The organism is Nocardia sp. 149-1B (assembly GCF_057747975.1).
This window is the reverse complement of sequence record NZ_CM173233.1, coordinates 3,076,403-3,099,720: the sequence shown is the minus strand read 5'-3', so window position 1 is coordinate 3,099,720 and position 23,318 is coordinate 3,076,403. Positions and strand designations below refer to the sequence as shown.

The 23,318-nt window shown below is 71.7% G+C and carries 23 protein-coding genes; 13 read left to right on the top strand and 10 right to left on the bottom strand.

The window, feature by feature from the left end:
- Nucleotides 1-6 precede the first annotated feature (6 nt).
- From AC3ANS_RS14815 to AC3ANS_RS14800, 4 genes are all read left to right on the top strand, one after another.
- Nucleotides 7-189, top strand: a complete 183-nt coding sequence (locus tag AC3ANS_RS14815) for a hypothetical protein (protein ID WP_488292349.1) — start codon at nucleotides 7-9, stop codon at nucleotides 187-189.
- Nucleotides 190-232: 43 nt separating this feature from the next.
- Nucleotides 233-757 carry a ferritin gene (locus tag AC3ANS_RS14810; protein WP_488292348.1) on the top strand — a complete coding sequence of 175 codons (525 nt, stop codon included), beginning with the start codon at nucleotides 233-235 and terminating at the stop codon, nucleotides 755-757.
- 132 nt (nucleotides 758-889) lie between these two features.
- Nucleotides 890-1,951, top strand: coding sequence for a phosphatase PAP2 family protein (locus AC3ANS_RS14805; protein WP_488292347.1), 1,062 nt, complete (start codon nucleotides 890-892; stop codon nucleotides 1,949-1,951).
- Nucleotides 1,948-3,768 (top strand): hypothetical protein, encoded by a 1,821-nt coding sequence (locus tag AC3ANS_RS14800; RefSeq protein ID WP_488292346.1) that lies wholly within the window; start codon nucleotides 1,948-1,950, stop codon nucleotides 3,766-3,768. The genes AC3ANS_RS14805 and AC3ANS_RS14800 overlap by 4 nt, the downstream gene beginning before the upstream one ends.
- A gap of 10 nt (nucleotides 3,769-3,778) precedes the next feature.
- Here AC3ANS_RS14800 and AC3ANS_RS14795 read toward each other — a convergent pair whose 3' ends face one another.
- Entirely contained in the window at nucleotides 3,779-4,807 is a 1,029-nt protein-coding gene (locus tag AC3ANS_RS14795; protein ID WP_488292345.1) for an alpha/beta hydrolase, read from the bottom strand.
- Nucleotides 4,808-4,890: 83 nt separating this feature from the next.
- Here AC3ANS_RS14795 and AC3ANS_RS14790 point away from each other — a divergent pair, with 83 nt between their 5' ends.
- Nucleotides 4,891-5,835: an FAD-dependent oxidoreductase gene (locus AC3ANS_RS14790; RefSeq protein WP_488292344.1), complete on the top strand. Its 945-nt coding sequence runs from the start codon at nucleotides 4,891-4,893 to the stop codon at nucleotides 5,833-5,835.
- Here AC3ANS_RS14790 and AC3ANS_RS14785 read toward each other — a convergent pair.
- Entirely contained in the window at nucleotides 5,807-7,216 is a 1,410-nt protein-coding gene (locus AC3ANS_RS14785; RefSeq protein WP_488292343.1) for an MFS transporter, read from the bottom strand. The two genes, AC3ANS_RS14790 and AC3ANS_RS14785, sit on opposite strands and share 29 nt — an antisense overlap.
- Nucleotides 7,217-7,318: 102 nt before the next feature.
- Here AC3ANS_RS14785 and AC3ANS_RS14780 point away from each other — a divergent pair, with 102 nt between their 5' ends.
- Complete coding sequence (locus tag AC3ANS_RS14780) at nucleotides 7,319-8,164, top strand: helix-turn-helix transcriptional regulator (protein ID WP_488292342.1); 846 nt, start codon at nucleotides 7,319-7,321, stop codon at nucleotides 8,162-8,164.
- Here the strand turns inward: AC3ANS_RS14780 and AC3ANS_RS14775 are convergent.
- From AC3ANS_RS14775 to AC3ANS_RS14765, 3 genes are all read right to left on the bottom strand, one after another.
- Nucleotides 8,151-8,465: a DUF952 domain-containing protein gene (locus tag AC3ANS_RS14775; RefSeq protein WP_488292341.1), complete on the bottom strand. Its 315-nt coding sequence runs from the start codon at nucleotides 8,463-8,465 to the stop codon at nucleotides 8,151-8,153. The genes AC3ANS_RS14780 and AC3ANS_RS14775 overlap by 14 nt on opposite strands.
- A 227-nt stretch (nucleotides 8,466-8,692) precedes the next feature.
- A complete protein-coding gene (gene nucS / locus AC3ANS_RS14770; protein ID WP_488292340.1) occupies nucleotides 8,693-9,370 on the bottom strand; it encodes an endonuclease NucS in 678 nt (225 codons plus the stop codon).
- Nucleotides 9,371-9,436: 66 nt separating this feature from the next.
- Nucleotides 9,437-10,984, bottom strand: a complete 1,548-nt coding sequence (locus tag AC3ANS_RS14765) for a methyl-accepting chemotaxis protein (RefSeq protein ID WP_488292339.1) — start codon at nucleotides 10,982-10,984, stop codon at nucleotides 9,437-9,439.
- 165 nt (nucleotides 10,985-11,149) lie between these two features.
- On the opposite strand from AC3ANS_RS14765, the gene AC3ANS_RS14760 reads away from it, so the two are divergent.
- The 6 genes from AC3ANS_RS14760 (at nucleotide 11,150) to AC3ANS_RS14735 (ending at nucleotide 17,321) form a co-directional block, all read left to right on the top strand.
- Nucleotides 11,150-12,964: a 3-hydroxyacyl-CoA dehydrogenase family protein gene (locus AC3ANS_RS14760; protein WP_488292338.1), complete on the top strand. Its 1,815-nt coding sequence runs from the start codon at nucleotides 11,150-11,152 to the stop codon at nucleotides 12,962-12,964.
- 86 nt (nucleotides 12,965-13,050) lie between these two features.
- The gene (locus AC3ANS_RS14755) at nucleotides 13,051-14,541 is read left to right on the top strand and encodes an MFS transporter (protein ID WP_488292337.1); all 1,491 of its coding nucleotides are present in this window, start codon (nucleotides 13,051-13,053) and stop codon (nucleotides 14,539-14,541) included.
- A 37-nt stretch (nucleotides 14,542-14,578) separates the two neighbouring features.
- On the top strand, nucleotides 14,579-14,818 hold the full coding sequence (locus AC3ANS_RS14750) for a hypothetical protein (RefSeq protein WP_488292336.1): 240 nt from the start codon (nucleotides 14,579-14,581) through the stop codon (nucleotides 14,816-14,818).
- A gap of 49 nt (nucleotides 14,819-14,867) precedes the next feature.
- Nucleotides 14,868-15,656, top strand: a complete 789-nt coding sequence (locus AC3ANS_RS14745; RefSeq protein WP_488292335.1) for a hypothetical protein — start codon at nucleotides 14,868-14,870, stop codon at nucleotides 15,654-15,656.
- A gap of 49 nt (nucleotides 15,657-15,705) precedes the next feature.
- Nucleotides 15,706-16,515: an endo alpha-1,4 polygalactosaminidase gene (locus tag AC3ANS_RS14740; protein ID WP_488292334.1), complete on the top strand. Its 810-nt coding sequence runs from the start codon at nucleotides 15,706-15,708 to the stop codon at nucleotides 16,513-16,515.
- Nucleotides 16,506-17,321, top strand: a complete 816-nt coding sequence (locus tag AC3ANS_RS14735; RefSeq protein WP_488292333.1) for an alpha/beta fold hydrolase — start codon at nucleotides 16,506-16,508, stop codon at nucleotides 17,319-17,321. Before AC3ANS_RS14740 ends, AC3ANS_RS14735 begins: the two co-directional genes overlap by 10 nt.
- A gap of 7 nt (nucleotides 17,322-17,328) precedes the next feature.
- Here AC3ANS_RS14735 and AC3ANS_RS14730 read toward each other — a convergent pair whose 3' ends face one another.
- Complete coding sequence (locus AC3ANS_RS14730; RefSeq protein ID WP_488292332.1) at nucleotides 17,329-17,466, bottom strand: hypothetical protein; 138 nt, start codon at nucleotides 17,464-17,466, stop codon at nucleotides 17,329-17,331.
- Nucleotides 17,467-17,660: 194 nt separating this feature from the next.
- On the bottom strand, nucleotides 17,661-18,197 hold the full coding sequence (locus AC3ANS_RS14725) for a CGNR zinc finger domain-containing protein (RefSeq protein ID WP_488292331.1): 537 nt from the start codon (nucleotides 18,195-18,197) through the stop codon (nucleotides 17,661-17,663).
- Nucleotides 18,198-18,236: 39 nt separating this feature from the next.
- Between AC3ANS_RS14725 and AC3ANS_RS14720 the strand changes: the two genes are divergently transcribed.
- Nucleotides 18,237-19,202, top strand: a complete 966-nt coding sequence (locus AC3ANS_RS14720; protein ID WP_488292330.1) for an EamA family transporter — start codon at nucleotides 18,237-18,239, stop codon at nucleotides 19,200-19,202.
- A 26-nt stretch (nucleotides 19,203-19,228) separates the two neighbouring features.
- Here AC3ANS_RS14720 and AC3ANS_RS14715 read toward each other — a convergent pair whose 3' ends face one another.
- The 3 genes from AC3ANS_RS14715 to ccrA form a co-directional block, all read right to left on the bottom strand.
- Nucleotides 19,229-20,389 carry an AI-2E family transporter gene (locus tag AC3ANS_RS14715; protein WP_488292329.1) on the bottom strand — a complete coding sequence of 387 codons (1,161 nt, stop codon included), beginning with the start codon at nucleotides 20,387-20,389 and terminating at the stop codon, nucleotides 19,229-19,231.
- The gene (locus tag AC3ANS_RS14710; protein ID WP_488292328.1) at nucleotides 20,386-21,615 is read right to left on the bottom strand and encodes a hypothetical protein; all 1,230 of its coding nucleotides are present in this window, start codon (nucleotides 21,613-21,615) and stop codon (nucleotides 20,386-20,388) included. Before AC3ANS_RS14710 ends, AC3ANS_RS14715 begins: the two co-directional genes overlap by 4 nt.
- A gap of 214 nt (nucleotides 21,616-21,829) precedes the next feature.
- The gene (gene ccrA / locus AC3ANS_RS14705; protein WP_488292327.1) at nucleotides 21,830-23,167 is read right to left on the bottom strand and encodes a crotonyl-CoA carboxylase/reductase; all 1,338 of its coding nucleotides are present in this window, start codon (nucleotides 23,165-23,167) and stop codon (nucleotides 21,830-21,832) included.
- Nucleotides 23,168-23,318 lie beyond the last annotated feature (151 nt).

Here is a 23,318-nt window from a genome sequence, read left to right as displayed (position 1 = left end):
GCTCGCGTGGCCAAGACCCGGAAGCTCCCCAAGACGGAGTGCTGCGAGTCCAAGACCAAGTGCGGCCGGTGCCCGCTGCGGATGCTCAAGGAGGGCACGCTGCCGGCCGGGTATACGGTCAAGAAGCGCAAGCTGGTCCGGGTGGACGGCAAGAAGGTCACCAAGAAGAAGCTCGCCAAGGCTGCCTGAGTCCCCGGCGCCTGTTCACCGACGACCTCCAGGAGCACCCGCCGTGGCCGCACCCCGCTTCACCGACCAGCTGAACGTCCAGATCGGCAACGAGCTGGCCGCGCACAACCAGTACCTCGCCTGCGCGGTCTACTACGACGCGCTGACGATGCCGCGGATGGCGGCGTTCTTCTACGCCCAGGCGCTCGAGGAGCGCAGCCACGCGGCGATGATGATCCAGTACCTCCTCGACACCGACGCCGCCGTGGTGATCCCGGCCGTCGAGGCCCCGGTCAACACCTTCGAGGACGTCGTCGCGCCGGTCGCGCTCGCGCTCGAGCAGGAGAAGCGGGTCACCGAGCAGATCAACGGGCTGCTGCGCACCGCGCGCGAGGAGGGTGACTTCGCCTCCGAGCAGTTCATGCAGTGGTTCATCAAGGAGCAGGTCGAGGAGGTCGCGACGATGAGCGACCTGCTGGCCGTCACCACGCGCAACCGTGACGACATCGAGGACATCGAGGAGTACGTCGCCCGCGAGCAGGGCGCCGGCGCGGAGGACCCGGGCGCTCCCCGCCAGGCCGGCGCCTGACCTCCTCCCCGGACGCATCCGGGGGGACGGTTTCTCCGCCGCTGCGTCTCGAGGGGTGGGCAGTCTTCGCTATGCTGCGGGTGCTCTCTGCCTGCGCGCAGGCAGGCCGAGCGTGGAGACAGGGTGGGTGTGATGTCGGACGGGGAAGTCGCCGGACGTGACGTGCTCCGGCTGACGACATGGGTCTGGGCACTGGCCGTCGTGTTCGCCTCGGTGGCGCTGTTGCGCTCCGAGCATCTCGGGATCCCCGTGCGCGACCCCGGCGGTGCGATGTTCCGTGGCCGGCTGGCGACGGCGGCCGCGATCCTCGTGGTGCTCGCCCTCGGCGACGCGCTGGTGCGAGGGCTCTCGAGGAAGCCGTGGCGGTGGTCGTGGGCGGCGGTCGGCCGCCACCTCCGGCAACGCTGGACGGGCCCGCGCGTGCTGCTGGTGTCCTCGGGGCTGCTGGCCTACCACGTGGTCTACATCTCCTACCGCAACCTGAAGAGCTGGGACTCCTTCAACACCCCGAAGGACCAGGGCCTCCTCGACCTCGAACGGTGGCTGTTCTTCGGGCACAGCCCGGCGGTGCTCCTCCACGACCTGCTCGGTCAGCAGGCTGCCGCGGACCTCCTCGGGGTGGTCTACCGGTCCTTCACCTACCTCGTGCCGCTGTCGGTCGTGGGCACCCTCGCGCTGATGCCCCGGGTCCGCGAGGCCTACGTGATGCTCTGCTCGGCGCTGTGGGTCTGGATCCTCGGGGTGGCGTCCTACTACCTGGTGCCGACGCTGGGGCCCTTCGCCTCGGCGCCCGAGGAGTTCGCCGGGCTGCGGCGGACCCCGATCACCTCGACGCAGGCCGAGTACCTCGCCGAGCGCGCGCACTTCCTCGCCGACCCGCACGCCTCGGATGCGTTCGTGAGCATCTCGGCCTTCGCCAGCCTGCACGTCGGCTTCACCTGCACGGTGCTGCTGGTCACCCGCTACTACCGCTGGCGCCGTACGTCGATCGCGCTGTCGATCTACCTCGCGGCCGTCATGGTCGCCACCGTGTACTTCGGCTGGCACTTCGTCGTCGACGACGTCGCGGGCGTGTTCCTCGCCCTCGCCGCGTTCACTCTCGGTCGGCTGATGGTCCATCCGCTCGGGCGCGGCCGGCGCCCGGTCGTGGAGGCATCCCGGGTCGACGAGGACGACGACGTGGCATCGGTATGACCTCGGCCGGCCCCACTCTCACCGTCGAGACGCCGGAGGTCGACGACCTCCAGGAGCCCTGGCGGCCGCCGACGCGGCTGGTGCGGCGTACCCTCCGCTCGCCGGTGGTGCTGGCCATGGTGCTGTGCGGGGCGGCGCAGATCGTCTGGTGGTGGCTGTTCGCCACGGCCGGAGGCGACATCGCCGCCCAGGACGCCTGGGCCGAGTTCGCACGGGTGCACCCCGGCAGTGCCTACAACCTCTCGTGGTACGGCGGGATGCACCCCGTCTCCTACAGCGTCCTCTCGCCCTACCTGATGGCCGCGGTCGGCGTCCGGCCCACGTTGGTGGTCGCCGGCACGCTCGCGTCCGGCCTGCTGGTGTGGCTGCTCGTGGCGCCCGGACGCCACGACGCCCGGGCGCGGTGGGTGGCCGGCTATGCGGCGCTCGGCCTGGTCGGCAACGCCGTCTCCGGGCGGGTCACGTTCGCGCTGGGCACGCTGTTCGCGCTGGCGGCGATCTGCCTGCTGCTCGGCTGGCCGCAGCGCCGCACCCAGGAACTGACCGTGCGGCCCGGCCGGGGTGCCGCGGTCGCCCTCGCCGCCGGCCTGTCGACAGCCGCCAGCCCGGTCGCCGGACTGTTCCTGGGCCTGGTCGCGGCCACGCTCTGGCTGCGGCGGCACCGCGCTGCGGCGTACGTCCTCGGGGTGCCTCCCGTCCTCGTCGTGGCGCTCTCGGCGATCCTGTTCCCGTTCTCGGGGACCCAGCCGATGCCGTGGTACTCCGCGGTCCTCCCGGTGCTGGCCGGCGCCGCGGTCGCGCTCACGGCGCCGCGTCAGTGGCGCAGCGTGCGGCTCGCGGCGTACCTCTACGTCGTGGCCGTCGTCCTGGTCTGGCTGATCCCGTCGCCGATCGGCACGAACATCTCGCGGCTCGGGCTGCTGTTCGGGGGCACGGTGCTGCTGGCCGCGGCGACGACCGGCGACTGGCGCTCGTCCGCGCTCGCCCGGCGTGCCGGGCCGGGCGCCGCCCGCGCGCTGCTCGTGGTCGCGGTCCTGACGGCGACCATCTGGCAGGTCGCCACCGCCGCCCGTGACGTGGTCAACGGTGGTGGGCAGACGTCCTGGGACTCCGAGGTCGCCCCGATCCTGGCGCAGCTCGAGCAGCACCACGCCGACCGTGGCCGGGTCGAGGTCGTGCCGACCCGCAGCCACCGCGAGGCCGTGGTGTTCGCCCCGCACGTCCCCCTGGCCCGGGGGTGGAACCGCCAGGCCGACGCGGAGCGCAACCCGCTTTTCTACCGGGACCGGCCGCTGACCGAGGAGGCCTACAAGCGGTGGCTGCACCGGTGGTCGGTGCGCTACGTCGTGGTCTCCAGCGCCGAGCCCGACGGGGCGGCCGTCGCCGAGACCGACCTGATCGCGGGCGGGCTTCCCTACCTCTCGCCGGTGTGGTCCGACGAGCACTGGTCGCTCTACGCAGTACGCCGGCCCACGCCGCTGGTCGAGCCGCCGGCCCGGGTCCTCTCCTTCGACGCCGACCACCTCACGCTGTACACCCCCCGCGCCGGCGACGTCGTGGTGCGCATCGCCGACTCACCCTGGCTGAGCCTCGAGGACGTCGACGAGCCCCAGCCCGCGACTGCGCTCCCGCCGGGGGCGTCGTTCGCCCAGTGGTTCCTGGCCCCGCCGTGCCTGTCCGCCCTCGACTCCCTCGACACCGCCGACGGCGCTCACCACCGGCGGGACAACTGGGCCGTGCTGCACGCCCCCCACGCCGGCACCTACCGCATCTCGTCGCCCTACAAGCTGCCGCGCGGCACCTCCTGCGCCGACTAGCGGCGCTAGGTCACCGCAGCCAGCGCAGCACGGCGGCCCGGACCTGACCGGCGGACGCCTCCAGCGGCAGGGCGCTGCCGGCGTCGGCGAACGTGCGGGTCGTGACCTTCGAGGAGTACGCCGCGGCCTGCTGGCCACGGGCAGCCGGCCGGTTGAGGGCGTCCTGCGCGCCGTACAGCAGCAGGACCGGTGCGTCGACCCGGCCGGCGGCGAGGCTGGACGCGACCAGCAGCGGGCTGAGGCTGGTGACGTCGCCGCACGGGTCGTCGGCGCGCAGCCGTGTCGCGGCGCGCTGCACGGTGGCGGGCGCGCTGGCGAACATCAGGGCCCGGTAGTCCGTGGCGCTCGTGGCGAGCGGTGCGTAGTCGGCCGCGCCCGCGCAGGCGGCGCTCTGGCGGGCCGCGGTTCGAGTCGCGAGCGACGTCGCGCCACGGTCGGTCCACGACATCAGCACCAGGCCGTCCACGTCGTCGAACGTGCCGGCCTCGACCTGGGCGATCGCCGCGCCCACCGAGTGGCCGTGGGTGACCACGTGGGCCGCGGCGGGGGTTGTCCCGACGCTGGGGTCGGCGAACGTGTAGTGGCCCGAGCGGAGGTGCTGGACGACCTGGTGGAGCATGTCCGCCTGCGCGCCGAGGCAGGTGGCGTCGCCGTTCGCGAGCGGGCTGGCGCCGTACCCGAGCCGGTCGAGCACCAGCGACGTCTCGCCCGCGCGGGCGAGCTTGCGGGCGTAGTCGTAGGCCGGGTGCCCGGGCAGGCTCCAGAACCACGAGCCGGCCCCGAGGTCGTGGACGAGCACGTTGACCCGGATCGGGCCGCTGTGACCCTCCACCGCCCGCCGCGGCCCGACCAGCCGGGCCCGCACCTCGTAGCTCTGGTTGTCGGGCAGGCACAGCACCGAGGTGGCGTTGGTGTTCTCCAGCTCGAAGACGACCTGCCGGGCGATGACCGCCGGGCGGGCCGCGGTGGCGGGCGCCGGGGGAGCGGCCAGCACGGCACCGAGCAGGGCGGTCAGGACTCCGAGCAGCGTCAGCCTCACGCTGTTGAACCTACGTCAATAGCGGGGCGCGCGGAAATGTGACGTTGTTCGCCGTTTGGGCGGGTTCCCGCCAGACTGCAGCCATGGCTGGCGGTGTGGAACGGGTGATCGTGGTCGGCGCGGGCGTGATCGGACTGACCTGCGCGGTCCGGCTGCTCGAGGCGGGGCACCGCGTCGACGTGGTGGCCCGCGACCTGCCGCTCGAGACGACGTCCGCGGTCGCGGCGGCGTTCTGGTACCCCTACCGCGCACTGCCGCAGGAGCGGGTCGCGTCGTGGGCGGCGACGTCGTACGCCGTGTTCGACGCGCTGGCCGACACCGACCCCGAGTCGGGCGTGCGCATGGTGGCGGGCACCGAGGTGTTCGTGGCCGCCGAGCCCGACCCGTGGTGGGGTACGGCGGTGCCGGGGCTGGCCCGCACCCGCGACCTGCCGCACGGGTGGGCCGACGGCTGGACGTTCACGACTCCGGTCGTCGACACCGGCGTCTACCTCACCTGGCTGGCCGCCCGCGTCGAGCGGCTGGGTGGGACCATCACCCGGCTCAACCTGTCGGGGCTGCCGACCGGGGTCGGTCTGGTCGTCAACTGCGCCGGGCTCGGGGCCCGGCTGCTGGGCGCGGACCGGACCGTGGTCCCGGTGCGTGGCCAGCTGGTCGTGGTCGAGCAGACCGGCATCGACCGCTGGTGGCTGGACCGCTCCGGTCCGACGTACGTCGTCCCGCGCGAGCACGACGTCGTGGTCGGTGGCACCGACGTCGAGGGGGAGTGGAGCAGGACACCCTCACCCGCGACCGCGGCCGGGATCCTCGAGCGGGCCGGGCGCCTGGTGCCGCAGCTGCGAGGCGCGCGGGTGCTCCGGCACCGCGTCGGGCTGGCGCCGGTGCGTCCGGCCGTGCGGCTCGAACGCACCGGCGACGTCATCCACTGCTACGGCCACGGTGGCGCCGGGGTGACCCTGAGCTGGGGCGTCGCCGACGAGGTAGCCGCCCTCGCTGACGTCAGCGACGGGGCTCGAGCAGGCGGGTGAGCCCGGCGATCACCAGCATCACCGCGCCGAGCAGGTACGTCGTGGACGCGAACCCGTCCGTCTGGGCGAGGTAGACCGAGCCGACCACGGCCGCGCCGAGCCCGAGGCCGGCCTGCATGGTGGTGATCAACAGCCCGCTGCCCAGGCCGGCCATGTGACCGTGGACCTGGCTGAGCACGATGCCCATCAGCGGCGACCACGTCAGGCCGAAGCCGACACCGACGACCGCGACTGCGGGCAGGGCGGGCGCGGTGTACTCGATACCGACAGCGCCGAGCCAGGCGAAGCCGACCGCGCCGACGAGCGCGCCGAGGGTGAGGATCCAGGCGCCGTACCGGGGGACCAGACGGCCCGCCACGAGCGAGGCGACCAGGAAGCCCAACGACATCGGCAGCAGGCTGACGCCGATGTCCAGGGGCGTGTGGCCGGCGACCTGTGCGGCGTAGCCGTAGACGAACATGAAGCCACCGAAGGCGACGAAGAACGGCAGCCCGGTCAGCAGGCCGATCCCGATGCTGCGGAAACGGAACAGCGAGGGCGGGACCAGCGGCGTGCCGCCGCGGGACTCCACGCGCAGCTGCCACCACGCCAGCACGGCGGTGACCGGCAGCACGCCCGCCAGGCACGCCCACGTCCAGGCCGGCCAGCCGGTCGCGCGGCCCTCGGTGAGAGGCAGCACGAGCAGGGTCAGCGCCGTGCCGAGGAGCGCGGCACCGACGAGGTCGAGCGCGGGTCGCTCCGGAGCCTTGGTCTCGGGGACGAAGCGCCACACGCCCAGCATCACCAGGGCCGCGATCGGGACGTTGACCCAGAAGATCGCCCGCCAGCCCAGATCGGAGTCGGTGAGCGTGCCACCGATCAGGAACGCCAAGGACGTCCCGAGGCCGGCGCTGGCGCCGAACCATGCCAGCGCCCGGGTGCGGTGGTGCCCCTCGTTGGCTGCGTGCAGGGTCGCGAGCACCTGCGGAGCCACCAGGGCGGCCGACGCACCCTGGATGAAGCGGGCGGCCACCAGCGCGGAGGGACTCTGCGCGAAGGCGCACAGCAGGCTGGTGACCGCGAAGACCAGCAGGCCCAGGACGAGCAGGCGCTTGCGGCCGAAGCCGTCGCCGAGCCGGCCGCCCATCGCGACCAGGCTGGCGTAGACCACGCCGTACGCCGCCACCACCAGCTGCAGCACGGCGGGCGTGGCGCCGAGGTCGGACCCGATCGAGCCGAGCGCGACGTTGACGGTGAAGAAGGACATGATGGGGATCATCACGGCGGCCAGCGCGGCGGCCAGGCCGAGCGGGTGCATGCGCAGGAGCGCCTCGGGGTTCTCCGGCGCGGCCGTGTCGGCGCCGGTCGGGGAGGCGACGGGGACGGTGGACGGTGTGGTCATGCGGTCCAGCGTGAGGCAGGTCGGGTGCTGGTGGTGAGAGCCTGCGGATCCTGGTACTGCGAGTAACTGGATGCCGGCTCCGTTTGGGTCCACCATGGTGGCATGCCCGACACCCGCCGTACCGAGCTCGCGGACTTCCTGCGCTCCCGCCGCGAGCGCATCTCCCCCGAGGACGCCGGCCTGCCGTCGGGCGGACGCCGCCGGACGCCAGGTCTGCGCCGCGAGGAGGTCGCGCTGCTCGCCGGCGTCGGGGTCACCTGGTACACCTGGCTCGAGCAGGGGCGCGACATCAACGCCTCCGTGCAGGTCCTCGAGGCGATCGCCCGGACGCTGCGCATGGACGCCCAGGAGCGCTGGCACCTGTTCCAGCTGGCCGGGGTCACCCTGGTCGCGCCCGCCCGCGAGTGCCCGGGGAACTCCCCGGCACTGCAACGGATGCTCGACCAGCTCGACCCGTACCCGGCCGTCGTGCTCTCGCCGCGCTGGGACATCGTCGCCTACAACCGCGGTTACAACTGGCTCTGCGGCGACCTCGACGCCATCGACCCTGGCGAGCGCAACCAGGCCTGGCTGTTCTTCACCCACGAGCACTGGAAGACCCTCTGCGTACGCCGCGGCGAGGCGATGACCCACATGGTCGGCTCGATGCGCCTGGCGATGGGCAACCAGCTCGACGACCCGTTGTGGGCGCAGCTCGTGCAGCGACTGCGGGAGGCGTCGGAGGAGTTCGACGCGATCTGGCGCCGCCACGACGTCGTCGACCGGGCCCTGCCGGCCAAGGACTTCCGCAGTGCGGTCGGTGAGCTGCGCCTGGAGTCGCACCGGTTCGGCGTCGGCCAGTCCGGCATCAACCGGATGATGGTCTACCTGCCGCGTGACGACGCCACGGAGACGCGGCTGAGCGAGCTCGTCGCGCTCGGCGAGAGCAGCCGGCTCAGAGTGGGGTGACCGCGACGACGGCCGCCGGGCCGATCTCGCCGTACACGTGCGGGAACGTCTCGGTGACGCCGGGCGCGGGGACCTCCTCGACGACAGGTACGCCGAGCAGGTCGGTGTCGATCTCCAGCAGCACCAGCGGCTCGGTGACATCGGCGTAGAACGCCGCGCGCACGCCCTCCCACTGGTCGGCCCTGCTGGCGTGGATGAAGCCCTCGTCGGCGAGGGTCCGGCCGCGGGTCGAGGTCGTGTAGGCGCCGGACTCCTGAGCGTCGGTCCAGTCGGCGAGCGTCGCGATGTGGAAGATCCTCACCGGCCCATCGTGGCAGTCGCCCCCGGCTGTCACCGCGCAGGCGGCCGACGTGGTTCCGGTGATCGAGGAGCGGGCGCCGGCGAGCGGATCGAGACTCCCCGCGCCGTCGCTCTGCTGCGCGGCTGGGTCTCGATACGGCGGTCGCGGCTTCGTTCCTCAGCCGCGCGCCTACTCGACCTGGCTGCTGGGTCTTCGACTCCCGAGCAAGCTCGGGTGTCGAAGGCAGCTCAGAACAGCCGGTGGCTGGGGTCGTCGAGCCCGCGCAGAGCGTCGTAGTCGACGACCGCGCAGGCGATGCCGCGGTCGGTGGCGAGCACGCGAGCCTGGGGCTTGATCTCCTGGGCGGCGAAGATGCCGCGGACGGGGGAGAGCAGCGGGTCGCGGTTGAGCAGCTCGAGGTAGCGGGTCAGCTGCTCGACACCGTCGATGTCACCGCGGCGCTTGATCTCGACCGCGACGCTGCGACCGTCGGCGTCGCGGCACATCAGGTCGACCGGGCCGATCGCGGTGGGGTACTCCCGGCGTACGAGCGTGAGACCCGCCGACAGGGTCGCCGGATGGTCGGCCAGGAGCTCCTGGAGGTGCTTCTCGACGCCGTCCTTCTGCAGGCCGGGGTCGACGCCGAGCTCGTGGAGCGACTCGTGCAGGACCTCCTCGATGAGGATGCGCAGCGTGTCGTCGCTCTTGGGGTTGGTCACGGTCCACTCGACCTGACCGTCCTCGGTGGTGCCCTCGCGGAACGTGCAGGGCGGGGACATCCAGTTCAGCGGCTTGTACGACCCGCCGTCGGAGTGCACGAGCACCGACCCGTCGGCCTTGATCATCAGCACTCGGGTGGCCATCGGCAGGTGGGCGGTCAGCCGTCCCGCGTAGTCGACCTGGCAGCGGGCAACGACCAATCTCACAGCACACCTCAGCACACGACGGATCCGACCGGTGCAGCGTAAGGGACCGGGCCCCGAAGAGCGTGCTCAGCCGCGGCAGGCCCGCCGGGCGATCTCCTGCGCCTCGGTCATCGAGGCGACCTCGGCCATCTGGAACCCGAGGCCGTCGTGGCCCTCCTGCCAGCCCTTGTTCGCCAGGTCGGCGACCGCGCTCCGGGGCACGACGGTGACGAAGGCCTTCATCGTGGTGCGCTCGAGCAGGGGCACGAAGTCCGCGCCGATCCAGCGGTTCATCTCGGCCGAGTACGCGCCCACGGCGTCCTGGGAGTCCACGATCACCGTCCGCAGCGAGTGCTGACGGATCAGCTCCAGCTGGCGGCCCAGGGCGGGCTTCACGGCTTGGTCCTGGTAGCGCAGCCAGCGGACGACGACCGCCTGCAGCTCCGGCACGTGGCTGACGGTGACGACACCGTCGACCTCGAGGGCGACCCCGCCGCGAGCTCCGTTGTCGTGGACGACGACCTCGATCTCCGGGAGCCGGAACCGGCCGGTCACCGCGCCGAGGTCGGAGGAGAGGCTGGAGAGCTCGCCGGCGGCCCGCCGGGTGTGCCCGAGCTGCTCCATCGCCTGAGCGGTCGACTGGGCCACGGATCCCACCGTGTCGGCGATCTGCTGCGACCCGTCGGCCGCCTCGAGCAGACGCCGGCTCATCTCGGCGGTCGTCGCCGCCTGCTCCTCGATCGCGCTCGAGATCGTGGCCTGGTAGTCGGCGAAGCGCGAGATGACCTCCTGCGTGCGCTCGAGCGAGGTCACCGCGGCGCGGCTGCCGCTCTGGAGGGCTCCGACCTGCTCGCTGATGTCCTCGGTCGCACGCGCGGTCTCCTGGGCCAGGGTCTTCACCTCGTTGGCGACCACGGCGAACCCCTTGCCGGCCTCGCCGGCCCGGGCCGCCTCGATGGTCGCGTTGAGGGCGAGCAGGTTGGTCTGGCCGGCGATGGCGGTGATGAGCCGGACCACGTTGCCGATCCGCTCGCTCGCGCTGTCGAGGTCGGCCATCACCGTGGCCGCCTCCGCTGCCATGGTCACGGCCTCCTGGGCGACCGCGACCGCGTCGGTGACGTTGCGGGCGATCTCGGTCACGGAGTCGCTCATCTCGCGGGCACCGGTCGACACTGCGGCGACGTTGGTCGACACGACCCCCGCGGCGCTGCTCACCTCCGCGGCACGGGTGGAGGTGTCCGCGAAGGTGCGGCCCATGGCTTCGGCGTTGGCGGCCACCGACTCGGCGGTGCCGTTGAGGGACCCCACCGAGTCCGCGACGTCGCGCATCGCGTGACGGGTGCGGTCACTGACCGCAGCCAGGGCCCGGGTGAGCTCGCCGTCACCCCCGTCGGCGGGCCTGCCGGTGAGATCGCCGGCGGCGAGGGCCTCGACGTACGCCGAGGCGCGCTCGAGCGGCCCGACCACCAGCCGGTGGAGCAGCACCGCGGCGAGCACGGTCAGCACGGTCGAGACCAGCAGCACCCCGGCGGGACCGCGATCGCCCCGGAGGAGCAGGGCGGCCGCGCCCTGGAGCGCGGCGACCGCGACCAGGAGGAGGCGGAGCGGACGTGCGTGCGACGCGTCGCGGGGCATGGGGGTCCCTTCATTCGCGGCGTCCAAGTACACCGACAGTCACCCTTTCGGCAGCGCGACCCGAGGACTTGAGGAGAACCGCCGCCTGGGGCGCCCGCGGAAGTTACTCACGGGTGAACTAAGTCACGGTGACCGGCCCGTCTGGCCCGTGGCACGATGCGCGACATGACGAGCACCCCCGAGACCACCGCCGCCGGATCGCCGCGTCCGTTCACCACGATCGGCGTCATCGGCCTGGGCACCATGGGTGCCGGCATCGCCGAGGTCTTCGCCCGCGCCGGCCACGCGGTGGTCGGGGTCGAGAAGGACGAGGAGTCCGTCGCCCGCGGTCGCCAGTACCTCGAGCACTCGACGGCGCGGGCGGTCAAGCGCGAGAAGATGACCGAGGCCGAGCAGGCCGAGCTGCTGGACCGGATCACGTTCACGACCTCGCTGGCGGACCTGGCCGACGCCGGGTTCGTGATCGAGGCGGTCGTGGAGTCCATCGAGACGAAGAAGGCGATCTTCCGCGAGCTCGACGCGATCGTGTCGCCGGAGGCGATCCTCGCCACGAACACCTCATCGCTGTCGGTCACCGAGATCTCGACCGCCAACGCGAGCCCCGGCCGGGTCGTCGGAGTGCACTTCTTCAACCCCGCGCCGGTCCAGTCGCTGGTGGAGATCGTGCGCACCGTGGTCACCGAGCAGGCTGTCCTCGACGACGCCACCGCGCTGGTCACCAGCCTCGGCAAGGCGCCGGTGGTCTGTGGCGACAAGGCCGGCTTCATCGCCAACACCCTGCTGTTCGGCTACCTCAACCACGCCGTCGCGATGTACGAGGGCAAGTACGCCTCGCGCGAGGACATCGACGCCGCGATGCGCTACGGCTGTGGCTACCCGATGGGCCCGCTGGCGCTGCTCGACCTGATCGGCCTCGACACGGCGTACGAGATCCTCGAGACGATGTACCACCAGGGTCGCGACCGGCTGCACGCCCCGACCCCGATCCTCAAGCAGATGGTCACCGCGGGCATGCTCGGCCGCAAGACCGGCCGCGGCTTCTACACCTACGAGACCCACGACAGCCCGGTCGTCGTCGCCGACGACCGGACCCCGTCGGCCGACGAGCAGCCGACCTTCCGGCACGAGATCAGCAAGGTCGGTGTCGTCGGCACCGGCACCATGGCGACCGGCATCGTCGAGGTCTTCGCCAAGGCCGGGTACGACGTCCTCTACGTCGGCCGCTCGGCTGACAAGGTCGAGGGCGTCGGCGCGGCCATCACCCGCAGCTTCGACAAGCAGATCCAGCGCGGCCGCTCGACCGAGGAGGCCAAGGCCGAGGTGCTTGCCCGGCTCACCGGGTCGACCTCGCTCGACGACCTCGCGGACGTCGACATCGTGGTCGAGGCGATCGCGGAGGACCTCCAGGTCAAGACGACGCTGTTCGAGAACCTCGACGAGATCTGCAAGCCCGGTGCGATCCTCGCGACGACCACGTCCAGCCTGCCGATCATCTCGTGTGCGCGTGCGACCAAGCGCCCGCAGGACGTCATCGGCATGCACTTCTTCAACCCCGCACCGATCATGAAGCTCGTCGAGGTGGTCTCCACGGTCTCCACCGACGACGCCGTCACCGAGACCACCCGGGCGCTGGTGGCCAAGATCGGCAAGGTGGGCGTCAGCTGCACCGACCGCGCGGGCTTCATCGTCAACGCGCTGCTCTTCCCCTACCTCAACGACGCCGTGAAGATGCTCGAGGCGCACTACGCCACCGCCGACGACATCGACCTGGCGATGAAGCAGGGCTGCGCCCTGCCGATGGGCCCCTTCGAGCTGCTCGACGTGGTCGGGAACGACGTGTCGCTGGCGATCCAGCGCGAGCTCTACCTGGAGTTCCGCGAGCGCGGCTTCGCCCCTGCCCCGCTGCTCGAGCACCTGGTGGCCGCCGGCTACCTCGGTCGCAAGACCAAGCGCGGCTTCCGCGACTACTCGACCCGCTGAGCTCGTCGACCCGCCCGAAACTTTCGGGCGGGTCAAGGCGTTGATGATGTGCGTGACGGTCGTCACGGGTGGGTACGGCACGTGTCATGGCAGTCGAAACCGGTCGGATCACCACCGACATCCCCGCTCGCCTGGACCGTCTCCCGTGGGCGAGATGGCACTGGCTCGTCGTCATCGGCCTCGGCACCGTCTGGATCCTCGACGGGCTCGAGGTCACGATCGTCGGCTCGATGTCGGACGCGCTCAAGCCCGGCGGCAGCGGCCTCGGCATGACCAACTTCGACATCGGCCTGGCCGGATCGATGTACGTCGCGGGGGCGTGCGTCGGCGCACTGTTCTTCGGGCAGCTGACCGACCGCCTGGGCCGCAAGAAGCTGTTCATGGTGACGCTCGTGGTCTACACCGTGGCCACGGTGCTCACGGCGTTCTCGATGAACCCGATGTGGTACTTCGCCTGCCGCTTCCTCACGGGCTGCGGCATCGGTGGCGAGTACGCCGCGATCAACTCCGCCATCGACGAGCTGATCCCGGCGAAGTACCGCGGCCGCGTCGACGTGGCGATCAACGGCTCGTTCTGGGTGGGTGCCGCGGGTGGCGCCCTGCTCACGATCCCGCTGCTCGACCCGACCGTGATCGACCAGTCCTGGGGCTGGCGGCTCGCCTTCGGGCTGGGCGCGATCCTGGCGGTCGGCATCCTCGTCGTACGCCGCAACGTGCCGGAGAGCCCGCGCTGGCTGTTCATCCACGGTCGGGAGGAGGAGGCCGAGCGGATCGTGGGCGACATCGAGCGCACGGTTGCCGACGAGTCCGGCAAGCAGCTCCACGACGTCCACGACACGATCACCATCCGTCAGCGCAAGTCGATCGGCATCGCGCTGATCGCGAAGACCGTGTTCACGCTCTACCCCAAGCGCACGGTCCTGTGCTTCTCACTGTTCGTCGGCCAGGCCTTCCTCTACAACGCGTTCTTCTTCACCTACGGCGACACGTTGACGACGTTCCTCGGGGTGAAGCAGACGGGCTGGTACATCGCGGTCTTCGCGGCCAGCAACTTCGCCGGCGCCCTCCTGCTCAGCCCGCTGTTCGACAGCCTCGGGCGGGTCAAGATGATCACCGCGACCTACATCGGGTCCGGCGTGCTCCTCGCGATCACGGGGTTCTACCTCGGCAGCTTCGACGCCAAGACCCTCACGCTGATGGGCGCGATCATCTTCTTCATGGCCTCGGCCGGTGCGAGCGCGGCCTACCTCACCGCCAGTGAGGTCTTCCCGATGGAGACGCGCGCCCTGTGCATCGCGTTCTTCTACGCGATCGGCACGGCGGCGGGCGGCATCTCCGGACCGCTGTTCTTCGGCTGGCTGATCGACCGCGCCGCCGCCGACAAGGACATCACCCAGATCGCGGTCGGCTACTTCATCGGGGCCGCGCTGATGGTCGCGGGGGGCGTGGTCGAGGCGTTCCTCGGCGTCCGGGCCGAGGGCAAGTCGCTCGAGAGCCTCGCCAAGCCGCTGACGGCCGAGGACGACGACACCGGCACCGCCACCGGTTCCGGCGCCGCCCAGCCCCAGCACGCCTGACCTGCGCCGTTCGACGCCGAGCAGAGGAGACACCGTCATGCCGATGCCACCACCGAAGCCCTCGACCGAGGGCAAGCGCGACCGTCAGGTCTTCCACGAGATCGGGCAGATCGTGCGCGCGCTGGAGTCAGCCGGCCCGCAACAGCCCGACGAGCTCGCCGGCCTGGTCGGCGCGTCGTTCTGGGAGGCGGACCGGTTCGACCGGGCGCTGGCTCTGGCCGTCGCCGACGGCCTGGTGTTCCGGACCTCCGACGGCGCCGTCGCGGCCTCCGGGTGAGGTGGCCGGACGGCCGGCGTCGGTTTGCCGGTCTTCGTAGGCTGGAGACATGACAGCCGTGGTGGTCCTCCTCCTGCTCGCGGTCGTGGTTGTCGCGATCTCGGTGTCGCGGCGCAATGCCCGCACCCGCGAGCTGGAGCGCCAGCACGCCGAGCTCGAGCCGGTGAAGAAGCTGGCCTTCGAGGACATCACGGCCCTGGGGGAGCAGCTCCAGGAGCTCGACCTGGATCTCGCGGGACGCCAGCTCGGGGCGGGTGAGAACGCCGACTACCAGCGCGCTCTCGACGCCTACGAGTCCGCCAAGACCGCCGGTGACGCGATGTCGCGACCCGACGACGTCCGGCACGTCACGCAGATCCTCGATGACGGGCGCTACGCGATTGCGTGCGTCCGCGCGCGGGTGGCGGGCGAACCGCTGCCGACCCGCCGCCCGCCGTGCTTCTTCGACCCGCGGCACGGGCTCTCCGTCGCCGACGTGCCGTGGACACCGCCCGGGGGTGCGACCCGCGACGTCCCTGCCTGTGCGCTCGACGCCGAGCGCGTCGCCGCCGGCGCCGACCCCGACGCCCGGATGGTGATGGTCGGCGCTCAGCGGGTGCCGTACTGGCAGGGTGGGCGCGCCTACCAGCCCTACGCCACCGGGTACTTCGGGGCGTTCGGTCCGATGGAGCTCATGTTCGCCGGCATGATGTTCGGCGGGTTCGGCGGCTTCGACATGCTCGGTGACGGCATCGGTGCCATCGGTGACGGGATCGGCGACCTGGGCCAGGGCATCGGCGACGGCCTGGGGTCGATCGGCGACGGCATCGGCGACATGTTCGACGGGTTCGACTTCTGAGTCCTCCCCGACCTCCGTTCGGCCGGCTGCCCTGCGCGAGGATGACGTGGTGATCCGCTCTCGCGAACCCTCCCGGTCCTACCAGCTCGCGGGACTCCTCGGCCTGGTCGTCGCCCTGCTCGTGTCGATGTTCATGACCGCGCCCGCGACGGGCGCGGCGCCCGCGGTCGAACCGTTGCCCACCGGCACCGACGTCGACTACCAGCTCGGTGGGGCGCGCTCGGTGCCTGACCACGTGGGCATCGTGGTGCGCGACCGTCAGGCCGCGCCCCTCGAGGACAAGTACGACGTCTGCTACGTCAACGGCTTCCAGACCCAGCCGAACGAGCGGCGGTTCTGGCGCCAGCACTGGAACCTGGTGCTGAAGGACGGCGGCGAGCCGGTCGAGGACGAGGCGTGGGGCGAGTGGCTGCTCGACGTACGCACCCCGGCCAAGCGTGCCGCGCTGGTCCGCATCGTCGGCCGGTGGGTCCGCGGCTGTGCGGCCGATGGCTTCGACGCGGTCGAGTACGACAACCTCGACTCCTTCACCCGCAGCGGCGGGTTGATCTCGCGGCGCGCGGGGCTGGCGTACGCCGGGCTCCTGGTGCGCGCCGCCCACCGGGCGGGGGTGGCGGCCGGGCAGAAGAACCTCGCGGGTTACGACGGGACGGCGATCGGCTACGACTTCGCGATCGCCGAGGAGTGCGGCCGCTACCGCGAGTGCGACTCCTACGTCGCCGACTACGGCGACCGGGTGCTGGCGATCGAGTACCGGCGCGCGGACTTCCGGTGGACCTGTGCCCACGAGGGTGACCGGCTCGCGGTGGTGCTCCGCGACCGCGACCTGACCCCGACGGGGGTGCGCGCGTGGTGCTGAACGAGGCCCGCGACGAGACCGGTCTCCACGTGACGACCCTGGGGGAGTCCGGCCCGCTGGTCGCGTTCTGCCACGGACTCTTCGGGCAGGGCAAGAACTGGACGACGGTCGCCAAGGCGCTCGCCGAGGACCACCGGGTCCTGCTCGTCGACATGCCCCACCACGGCCGGTCGGCGTGGGCCGACCACTTCGACTACGTCGAGGTCGCCGACCAGGTCGCCACGTTGTTCTCCGCCGACGACCCGGTGGCGCTGGTGGGCCACTCGATGGGTGGCAAGGCGGCCATGGTGCTGGCGCTGCGCCATCCCGAGGTCGTCGAGCGGTTGTGCGTCGTCGACATCTCACCGGTCGACTACGCCGCTGCCGGTCGTGGCACGGAGGAGTTCGCGGGCTACATCGAGGCGATGCTCGCGCTCGACCTCGACACGCTCGAGCACCGGCGCGACGCCGACGCCGCGCTGAGCGAGGCGGTGCCGAACCCCACCGTGCGCAGCTTCTTGCTGCAGAACCTCCACCACCACGCCGGCCGGTGGTCGTGGCGGCCCAACCTCGAGGTGCTCGGCCGCGACCTCGCGGTGCTCGGTGGCTGGCCAGCCGACGCTCTCGCGGGCGTCGCGCCGTACGACGGCCCGACGCTGTGGGTCGCCGGCCAGACCTCGTCCTACGTGCGCGAGGAGTACGGCCCGGCCATGGACCGGTGGTTCCCGCGCAACCGGCGCGTGGTCATCAAGGGCGCGGGTCACTGGGTGCACTCCGAGCAGCCGCAGGTCTTCATCGAGGTGCTGCGGCGGTTTCTCGTCGCCTAGGGACTGGCTAGATCTGCTCGGGCAGTGGCTCGGTGTCCGGGATGCCCGGGTCCTCCCCGGGCTGCGGGGTCGGGATCGGAGCGGGGTCCCCGGAGGGGACGACGTCGGGCTGGATGGTGTCGGGGTCCTGCGGCGTGGTGGTCATGTCGAGCCCGTACCCGATCCGCGCCAACTCGACCCTGCTCTGGCGTGCAGTTGCGCCGACTCGGCGCTCCACCGCGTGCAGTTGCGCCGACTCGGCGCCCCACCGCGTGCAGTTGCGCCGACTCGACCCTGCTCTGGCGTGCAGTTGCGCCGACTCGGCGTCGTCCGGCGTGCAGTTGCGCCGAGTCGGCGTCCTCAGTCGGTCGCCCGGCGGGCCCGGTAGGCCGCGACCGCGTTGCGGTTGCCGCAGGTGGTGGAGCAGAACCGTCGGGAGCGGTTGCGGGACAGGTCGAGGACCACGCCGTTGCAGGTCTCGTCGGCGCAGATGCCGAGCCGGGACATCTCGTCGGCGCGGATCACGTCGATCATCGCCATCGCGGTCTCCACCACGATCCGGGTGGCCAGGTCGCGTTCGGCGCCGACCGCGTGCAGGTGCCAGTCCCACTCGTCGTGGCGCACGAGCTGGGGGATCGCGCCGGCCTCGGCAAGCATCGCGTTCACCATGCCGACGGCCGTGTCGCGGTCGGCGGTGAGCAGGTCGTACACCGCCGCACGCACCCCGCGCACCGCGTCGAGCTCGGCCCGGTCCCGGTCATGCCGGCCGGTGTACTCGAAGTCGGCGAAGACCGCGTCGAGGTCCTCGACGCTGGTCAACGTGTCGGGCTCGAGGGCGGAGTTGGCGAGCACGACGGCGGCCTGGAGAGCCGCGGCGGTGTCATGGGTGAATGGCACGTTGACACGTTACACCGGCCACGACTAGCGTCATGTGTCATGACGACGTTGGCTCATGACGAGATCGCTCCGGTGGCCGCCGGCTCCCGCCTGGTGGGCGGGCTGGGCCTCGCGGTCGTCTCGGCGGCGACGTTCGGGATGTCCGGTGCCCTGGCCAGCGAGCTCCTCGACAACGGCTGGAGCCCCGGCGCCATCGTGCTGGTGCGGGTCGGGCTCGCCGCGCTGGTGGTGACGCCGTTCGGGATCGCCGCCCTGCGCGGTCGGTGGAGCCTGCTGCGCCGCAACGCCGCAGTGATCGGCGTCTACGGCGTGCTCGCGGTCGGGGCCGCGCAGTTCTGCTACTTCTCGGCGGTCGCCCACATGCAGGTCGGGCCGGCCCTGCTCATCGAGTACACCGCGCCCGCGACCGTGGTGGTCTGGCTCTGGCTGCGACACGGGCAGCGCCCCGGCGGCGTCACGGTGCTGGGCGCGGTGCTGGCCGCCGCCGGGCTGGTGCTCGTGCTCGACCTGCTCTCCGGTGCCGACCTGAGCCTGACCGGGGTGATGTGGGCGCTCGGGGCGATGGTCGGTGCGGCGACGTACTTCGTGATCTCGGCCGACGAGGACAACGGACTGCCTCCGATGGCCCTCGCGGGGGCCGGCCTGGTGCTGGGCACGGTCGCGCTCGGCGTGCTCGGGCTGGTGGGGCTGCTGCCGATGCGTGCCTCGACCGACGCCGCGACATACGCCGGCACCACCGTCGCCTGGTGGGTCCCGCTGGTGGTGCTCGGCGTGGTGACCGCCGCGCTGGCCTACACCACCGGCATCGCCGCCGGTCGGCGCCTCGGCTCCCGGCTCGCGTCGTTCGTCGCGCTGCTCGAGGTCGTCGCGGGCGTGCTGTTCGCCTGGCTGCTGCTCGACGAGCTGCCGCGTCCCGTCCAGCTCGTCGGGGGCCTGTTGATCCTGGCCGGCGTCGTCGCCGTCAAGCTCGGCGAGCGCGCCACCGCGGGCATCCAGATCACCTGACCCGGGGCCGGGTCAGGGGCGGGACGCTAGCGGCGGTCCTGGCGCCGCACCACGACCTCGCGGGTGAGCATCAAGATGGCGGCGGCCGTGGGGATGGCGAGCAGCGCGCCGACCACGCCGAGCAGGGCGGCGCCGACCAGGGCCGCGATCACGGTGACCGCACCGGGGACGTCGACGGAGCGGGACATCACCCGGGGGTAGATCACGTAGTTCTCGACCTGCTGGTAGATCACGTAGAACACGATGCAGGCGATGCCGATCTTCGGGTCCTCGGCGAAGCCGATCGCCGTCACGATCACCGCGCCGATGGTCGCACCGATCATCGGGATCACGTCGAGCAGCGCGACCACGAAGGCCAGCGCGACGGCGTACTGACCCAGACCGACGACGAACAGGAAGATCAGCGAGGAGATGCCTGCGCACGTCGCGACGATGAACGCGCCGGACACGTAGCCGCCGACGCCCCGGATGACCCGGTCACCGAGCAGCGTCACCCGCTCGCGCCGCGAGGCGGGGGCGAGCTGGTAGAGCGCGGTCTTGGTCTTGTCGAGGGAAGCGAGGAAGTAGAGCGTCAGCACGATCACGATGAACGCGTTGGCGAGTGCCGAGAGCACGGCGAGGCCGATGCCGAGCACGCCGCCGAACAGCGTGCTGGCGTACTTGCCGTCCTTGACGTAGGCGTCGATCTTCTTGATCACGTGGTACTGGTCGTCGAGCTTCTGGACCCGCTGGTTCTTCTTCAGGCTGTCGAGCCAGGACGGCGCGTTGTCGCTGATCGACTGCACCTGCTCGCTGATCACCGGCACGATCGCCACGAGGAACAGGGCGAGCGCGGCCAGGGCCACGACGATGACGGTGAGTACGGCGTAGGGCCGCCGCATGCCGTGCCGCTCGAAGAACTCGACGGCCGGGTTGAGGCCGGCCGCGAGGAAGAGCGCCACCACGACGAGCAGCAGGGTGGAGCCGATCGAGGTGATCGCGCCGCCCAGCCACCAGGCGAGGAAGAACCCGAGGCCACCGAAGAACCCCCAAACGAACGGGGAGTGCCGCGACAGCGGGGCCCCCAGCTCGCCGAGGTACTCCCCGTCGTCGGGCTCGGCCTCGAGCGCGGCGCCGGTGTCCACGGAGTCGGCCGACTCCTCGGCCGCTGGGTCGCCCTCCTGGAGGCCGCGGGGGCCGTCGGTCACTCGTCGTCCTTGCTGAAGCCCGTGATCACCTCGTGCAACGACGCCAGCTGGGCCATGATCGCGTCGCGGCGCTTGCCGAGCCGCTCGACCTCGGCGCGGACGCTGGCGAGCTCGCGCTCGGCCTCCGCGTTGCCGGTCGAGGTGATGGCCTCGGCCTGGGTGCGGGCCGAGGTGACGATCTGCTCGGCCTCGCGGCGGGCGCGGCTGAGCAGCGCCTCAGCCTCGGTGGAGGCCTGGTTGCGGTGCTCGGTCGCCTGGGCCATCGCGTCGTGGGCGCGCCGCTCGGCGGCGGAGGCACGCTCCTCGGCCTCCTCGACGAGCCGGCGGGTCTCGGCGGTCGCGCTGGTGTGGTGGTCGGTGGCTTCGCGGGCCAGCCGCTCCTTCTCCACAGCCAGGGACCGTCGGGCCTCCTGGACCTCCCGGTCGGCGGCCGCGCGCAGCTGCTCGGCCTCGCGCTTGGCCGAGGTGCGCAGCTCGTTGGCCTCCTGTGCGGCGGCAAGCCGCAGCTGGGCGGCCTGACGGTTCGCGGACTCGACGAGGTCCTCGGCCTCGCTGCGGGCCAGCGAGCGCTCCTGCTCGGCGTCGGCCATCAGCCGCGACCGGTTCTCGTCGAGCTCCTTGAGCTGGACCAGCCGCATGTCCTCGGCCTCCCGGGCGGCGTCGGCGCGGACGGCCTTGGCGTCGCGCGCGGCCTGCTCGCGGATCTCTGCGGCGTCGCGCTGGGCGGTCTCGCGGACCTCGGCCGCCTCCTCCTCGGCGAGCCGCAGCATCGCGCTGGCACGACCACCGAGACCGGCGTACGACGGGGTCTCGTTCTCCGCGAGCTCCTCGCGCATCCGGGCGACCTGCTCCTCGAGCTCGAGGACCCGGCGCTCGGACACGGTGAGGCTGCTGCTCAGGCCGGCCTTCTCCGTGGTCAGCTGGCGCACCCGCGCGTCGACCGCGTCGCGGTCGTAGCCGCCGCGGCGGACGACGGGGAACCCGGCCGCGCCGGCGGACGCACCGCCGCCGAGCGGCTGAGCGGCCGGCGGGAGCACCGGGCTCCGGGGTGCCGCGGCGGCCGGGCGGGCCGGTTGGGCCGGCGTCACGGGCACCTGCTGGGTCTTCTCGGCCTCCGGCTTGCGTGGCACGGTCGGCAGCACCTGGGTCGCGTCGTCAGGGGAGGGCGTCGTGGGGTCCTCGTCGGGCTGGTTGTCGTCGAAGATGGACAGTCCCTGGTCGCTCATGAAAAACGCGCTTCCTCTTCCGCAGTCGTGGCGTGGCCTCGTGGCAGACAGTCTTGCCGATCGGGGCACGACAACACACCCCGGCCTCCGACCAATTGTCGGACGCCGGGGCGGGTTCTTGCTTGCGGGGTTCGGCTGCTGGCAGCCGAACCCCGCACGACACGCCGGTGAGCACCGGCGTGTCGCGCGGGTTCAGGCCAGCCGGAGCCTCAGCTCACAGGTCGCGGAAGCGGTTGATCTCGTCGAGGTGCTTCGCGCGCATCTCGTGGTCGCGGACGCCGAGGCCCTCCTCGGGGGCCAGGCAGAGGACACCGACCTTGCCCTGGTGGAGGTTCTTGTGCACGTCGAGCGCGGCGGTCCCGACGTCGTCGAGGGAGTAGGCCTTCGACAGCGTGGGGTGGATCTTGCCCTTGGCGATGAGACGGTTGGCCTCCCACGACTCGCGGTAGTTGGCGAAGTGCGAGGAGATGATCCGCTTGAGGTTCATCCACAGGTAGCGGTTGTCGTACTCGTGCATGTAGCCCGAGGTCGAGGCGCAGGTGGTGATGGTGCCGCCCTTGCGGGTCACGTAGACGGATGCACCGAACGTCTCGCGGCCGGGGTGCTCGAAGACGATGTCGATGTCCTCGCCGCCGGTGAGCTCACGGATCCGGGAGCCGAAGCGCTTCCACTCCTTGGGGTCCTGGGTGTGCTCGTCCTTCCAGAACTTGTAGCCCTCCTCGGAGCGGTTGATGATCAGCTCCGCGCCCATCTTGCGGCAGATCTCCGCCTTGTCCTCGCTGGAGACCACGCACACCGGGGTCGCGCCGCCGTTGAGCGCGTACTGCGTCGCGAAGCCGCCCAGACCGCCCGAGGCGCCCCAGATCAGCACGTTGTCGCCCTGCTTCATGTCCCCGCCGTTCTTGGAGACGAGCTGGCGGTACGCCGTGCAGTTGACCAGGCCGGGGGAGGCGGCCTCCTCCCACGTGAGGTGGGCGGGCTTGGGCATGAGCTGGTTGGCCTTGACCAGGGCGATCTGGGCCAGGCCGCCGAAGTTGGTCTCGAAGCCCCAGATGCGCTGCTCGGGGTCGAGCATCGTGTCGTTGTGGCCGTCGGGGTGCTCCAGCTCGACCGAGAGGCAGTGGGCGACGACCTCGGTGCCCGGCTTCCACAGGTGCACGCCCGGCCCGGTGGCCAGCACGACGCCGGACAGGTCGGAGCCGACCACGTGGTAGGGCAGGTCGTGCCGCTTGGCCAGCGGGGAGAGCCGCCCGTAGCGCTCGAGGAACCCGAACGTCGAGACCGGCTCGAAGATCGAGGTCCACACGGTGTTGTAGTTGATCGCCGAGGCCATGACCGCGACGTACGCCTCGCCCGGACCGAGCTCGGGGAGCGCCACGTCCTCGACGTGGAGCGACTTGCGCGGGTCCTTCTCCTTGGTGGTGAGGCCCTCGAACATGTCGACCTCGTCCTTGTGGACGGTCACCGCGCGGTAGGACTCGGGGAGGTCCAGATTGGCGAAGTCCTCAGTCGAGGTGTCTCCAGCCATGATCGCGTCGAGGATGTGCTGCACGTCGGCTCCTGATGGGGTCGGGTCGCATGGGTGTTGGCCGGACCTTACCCACGGGTAACAGGAGGCAACACCCCCTGTGACGTGTTCCTCAGGAAAGAACGGCCGGAACGAGCAGCGAGCCGGCCCGCCACGCGGACCGGCTCGGCGCTCG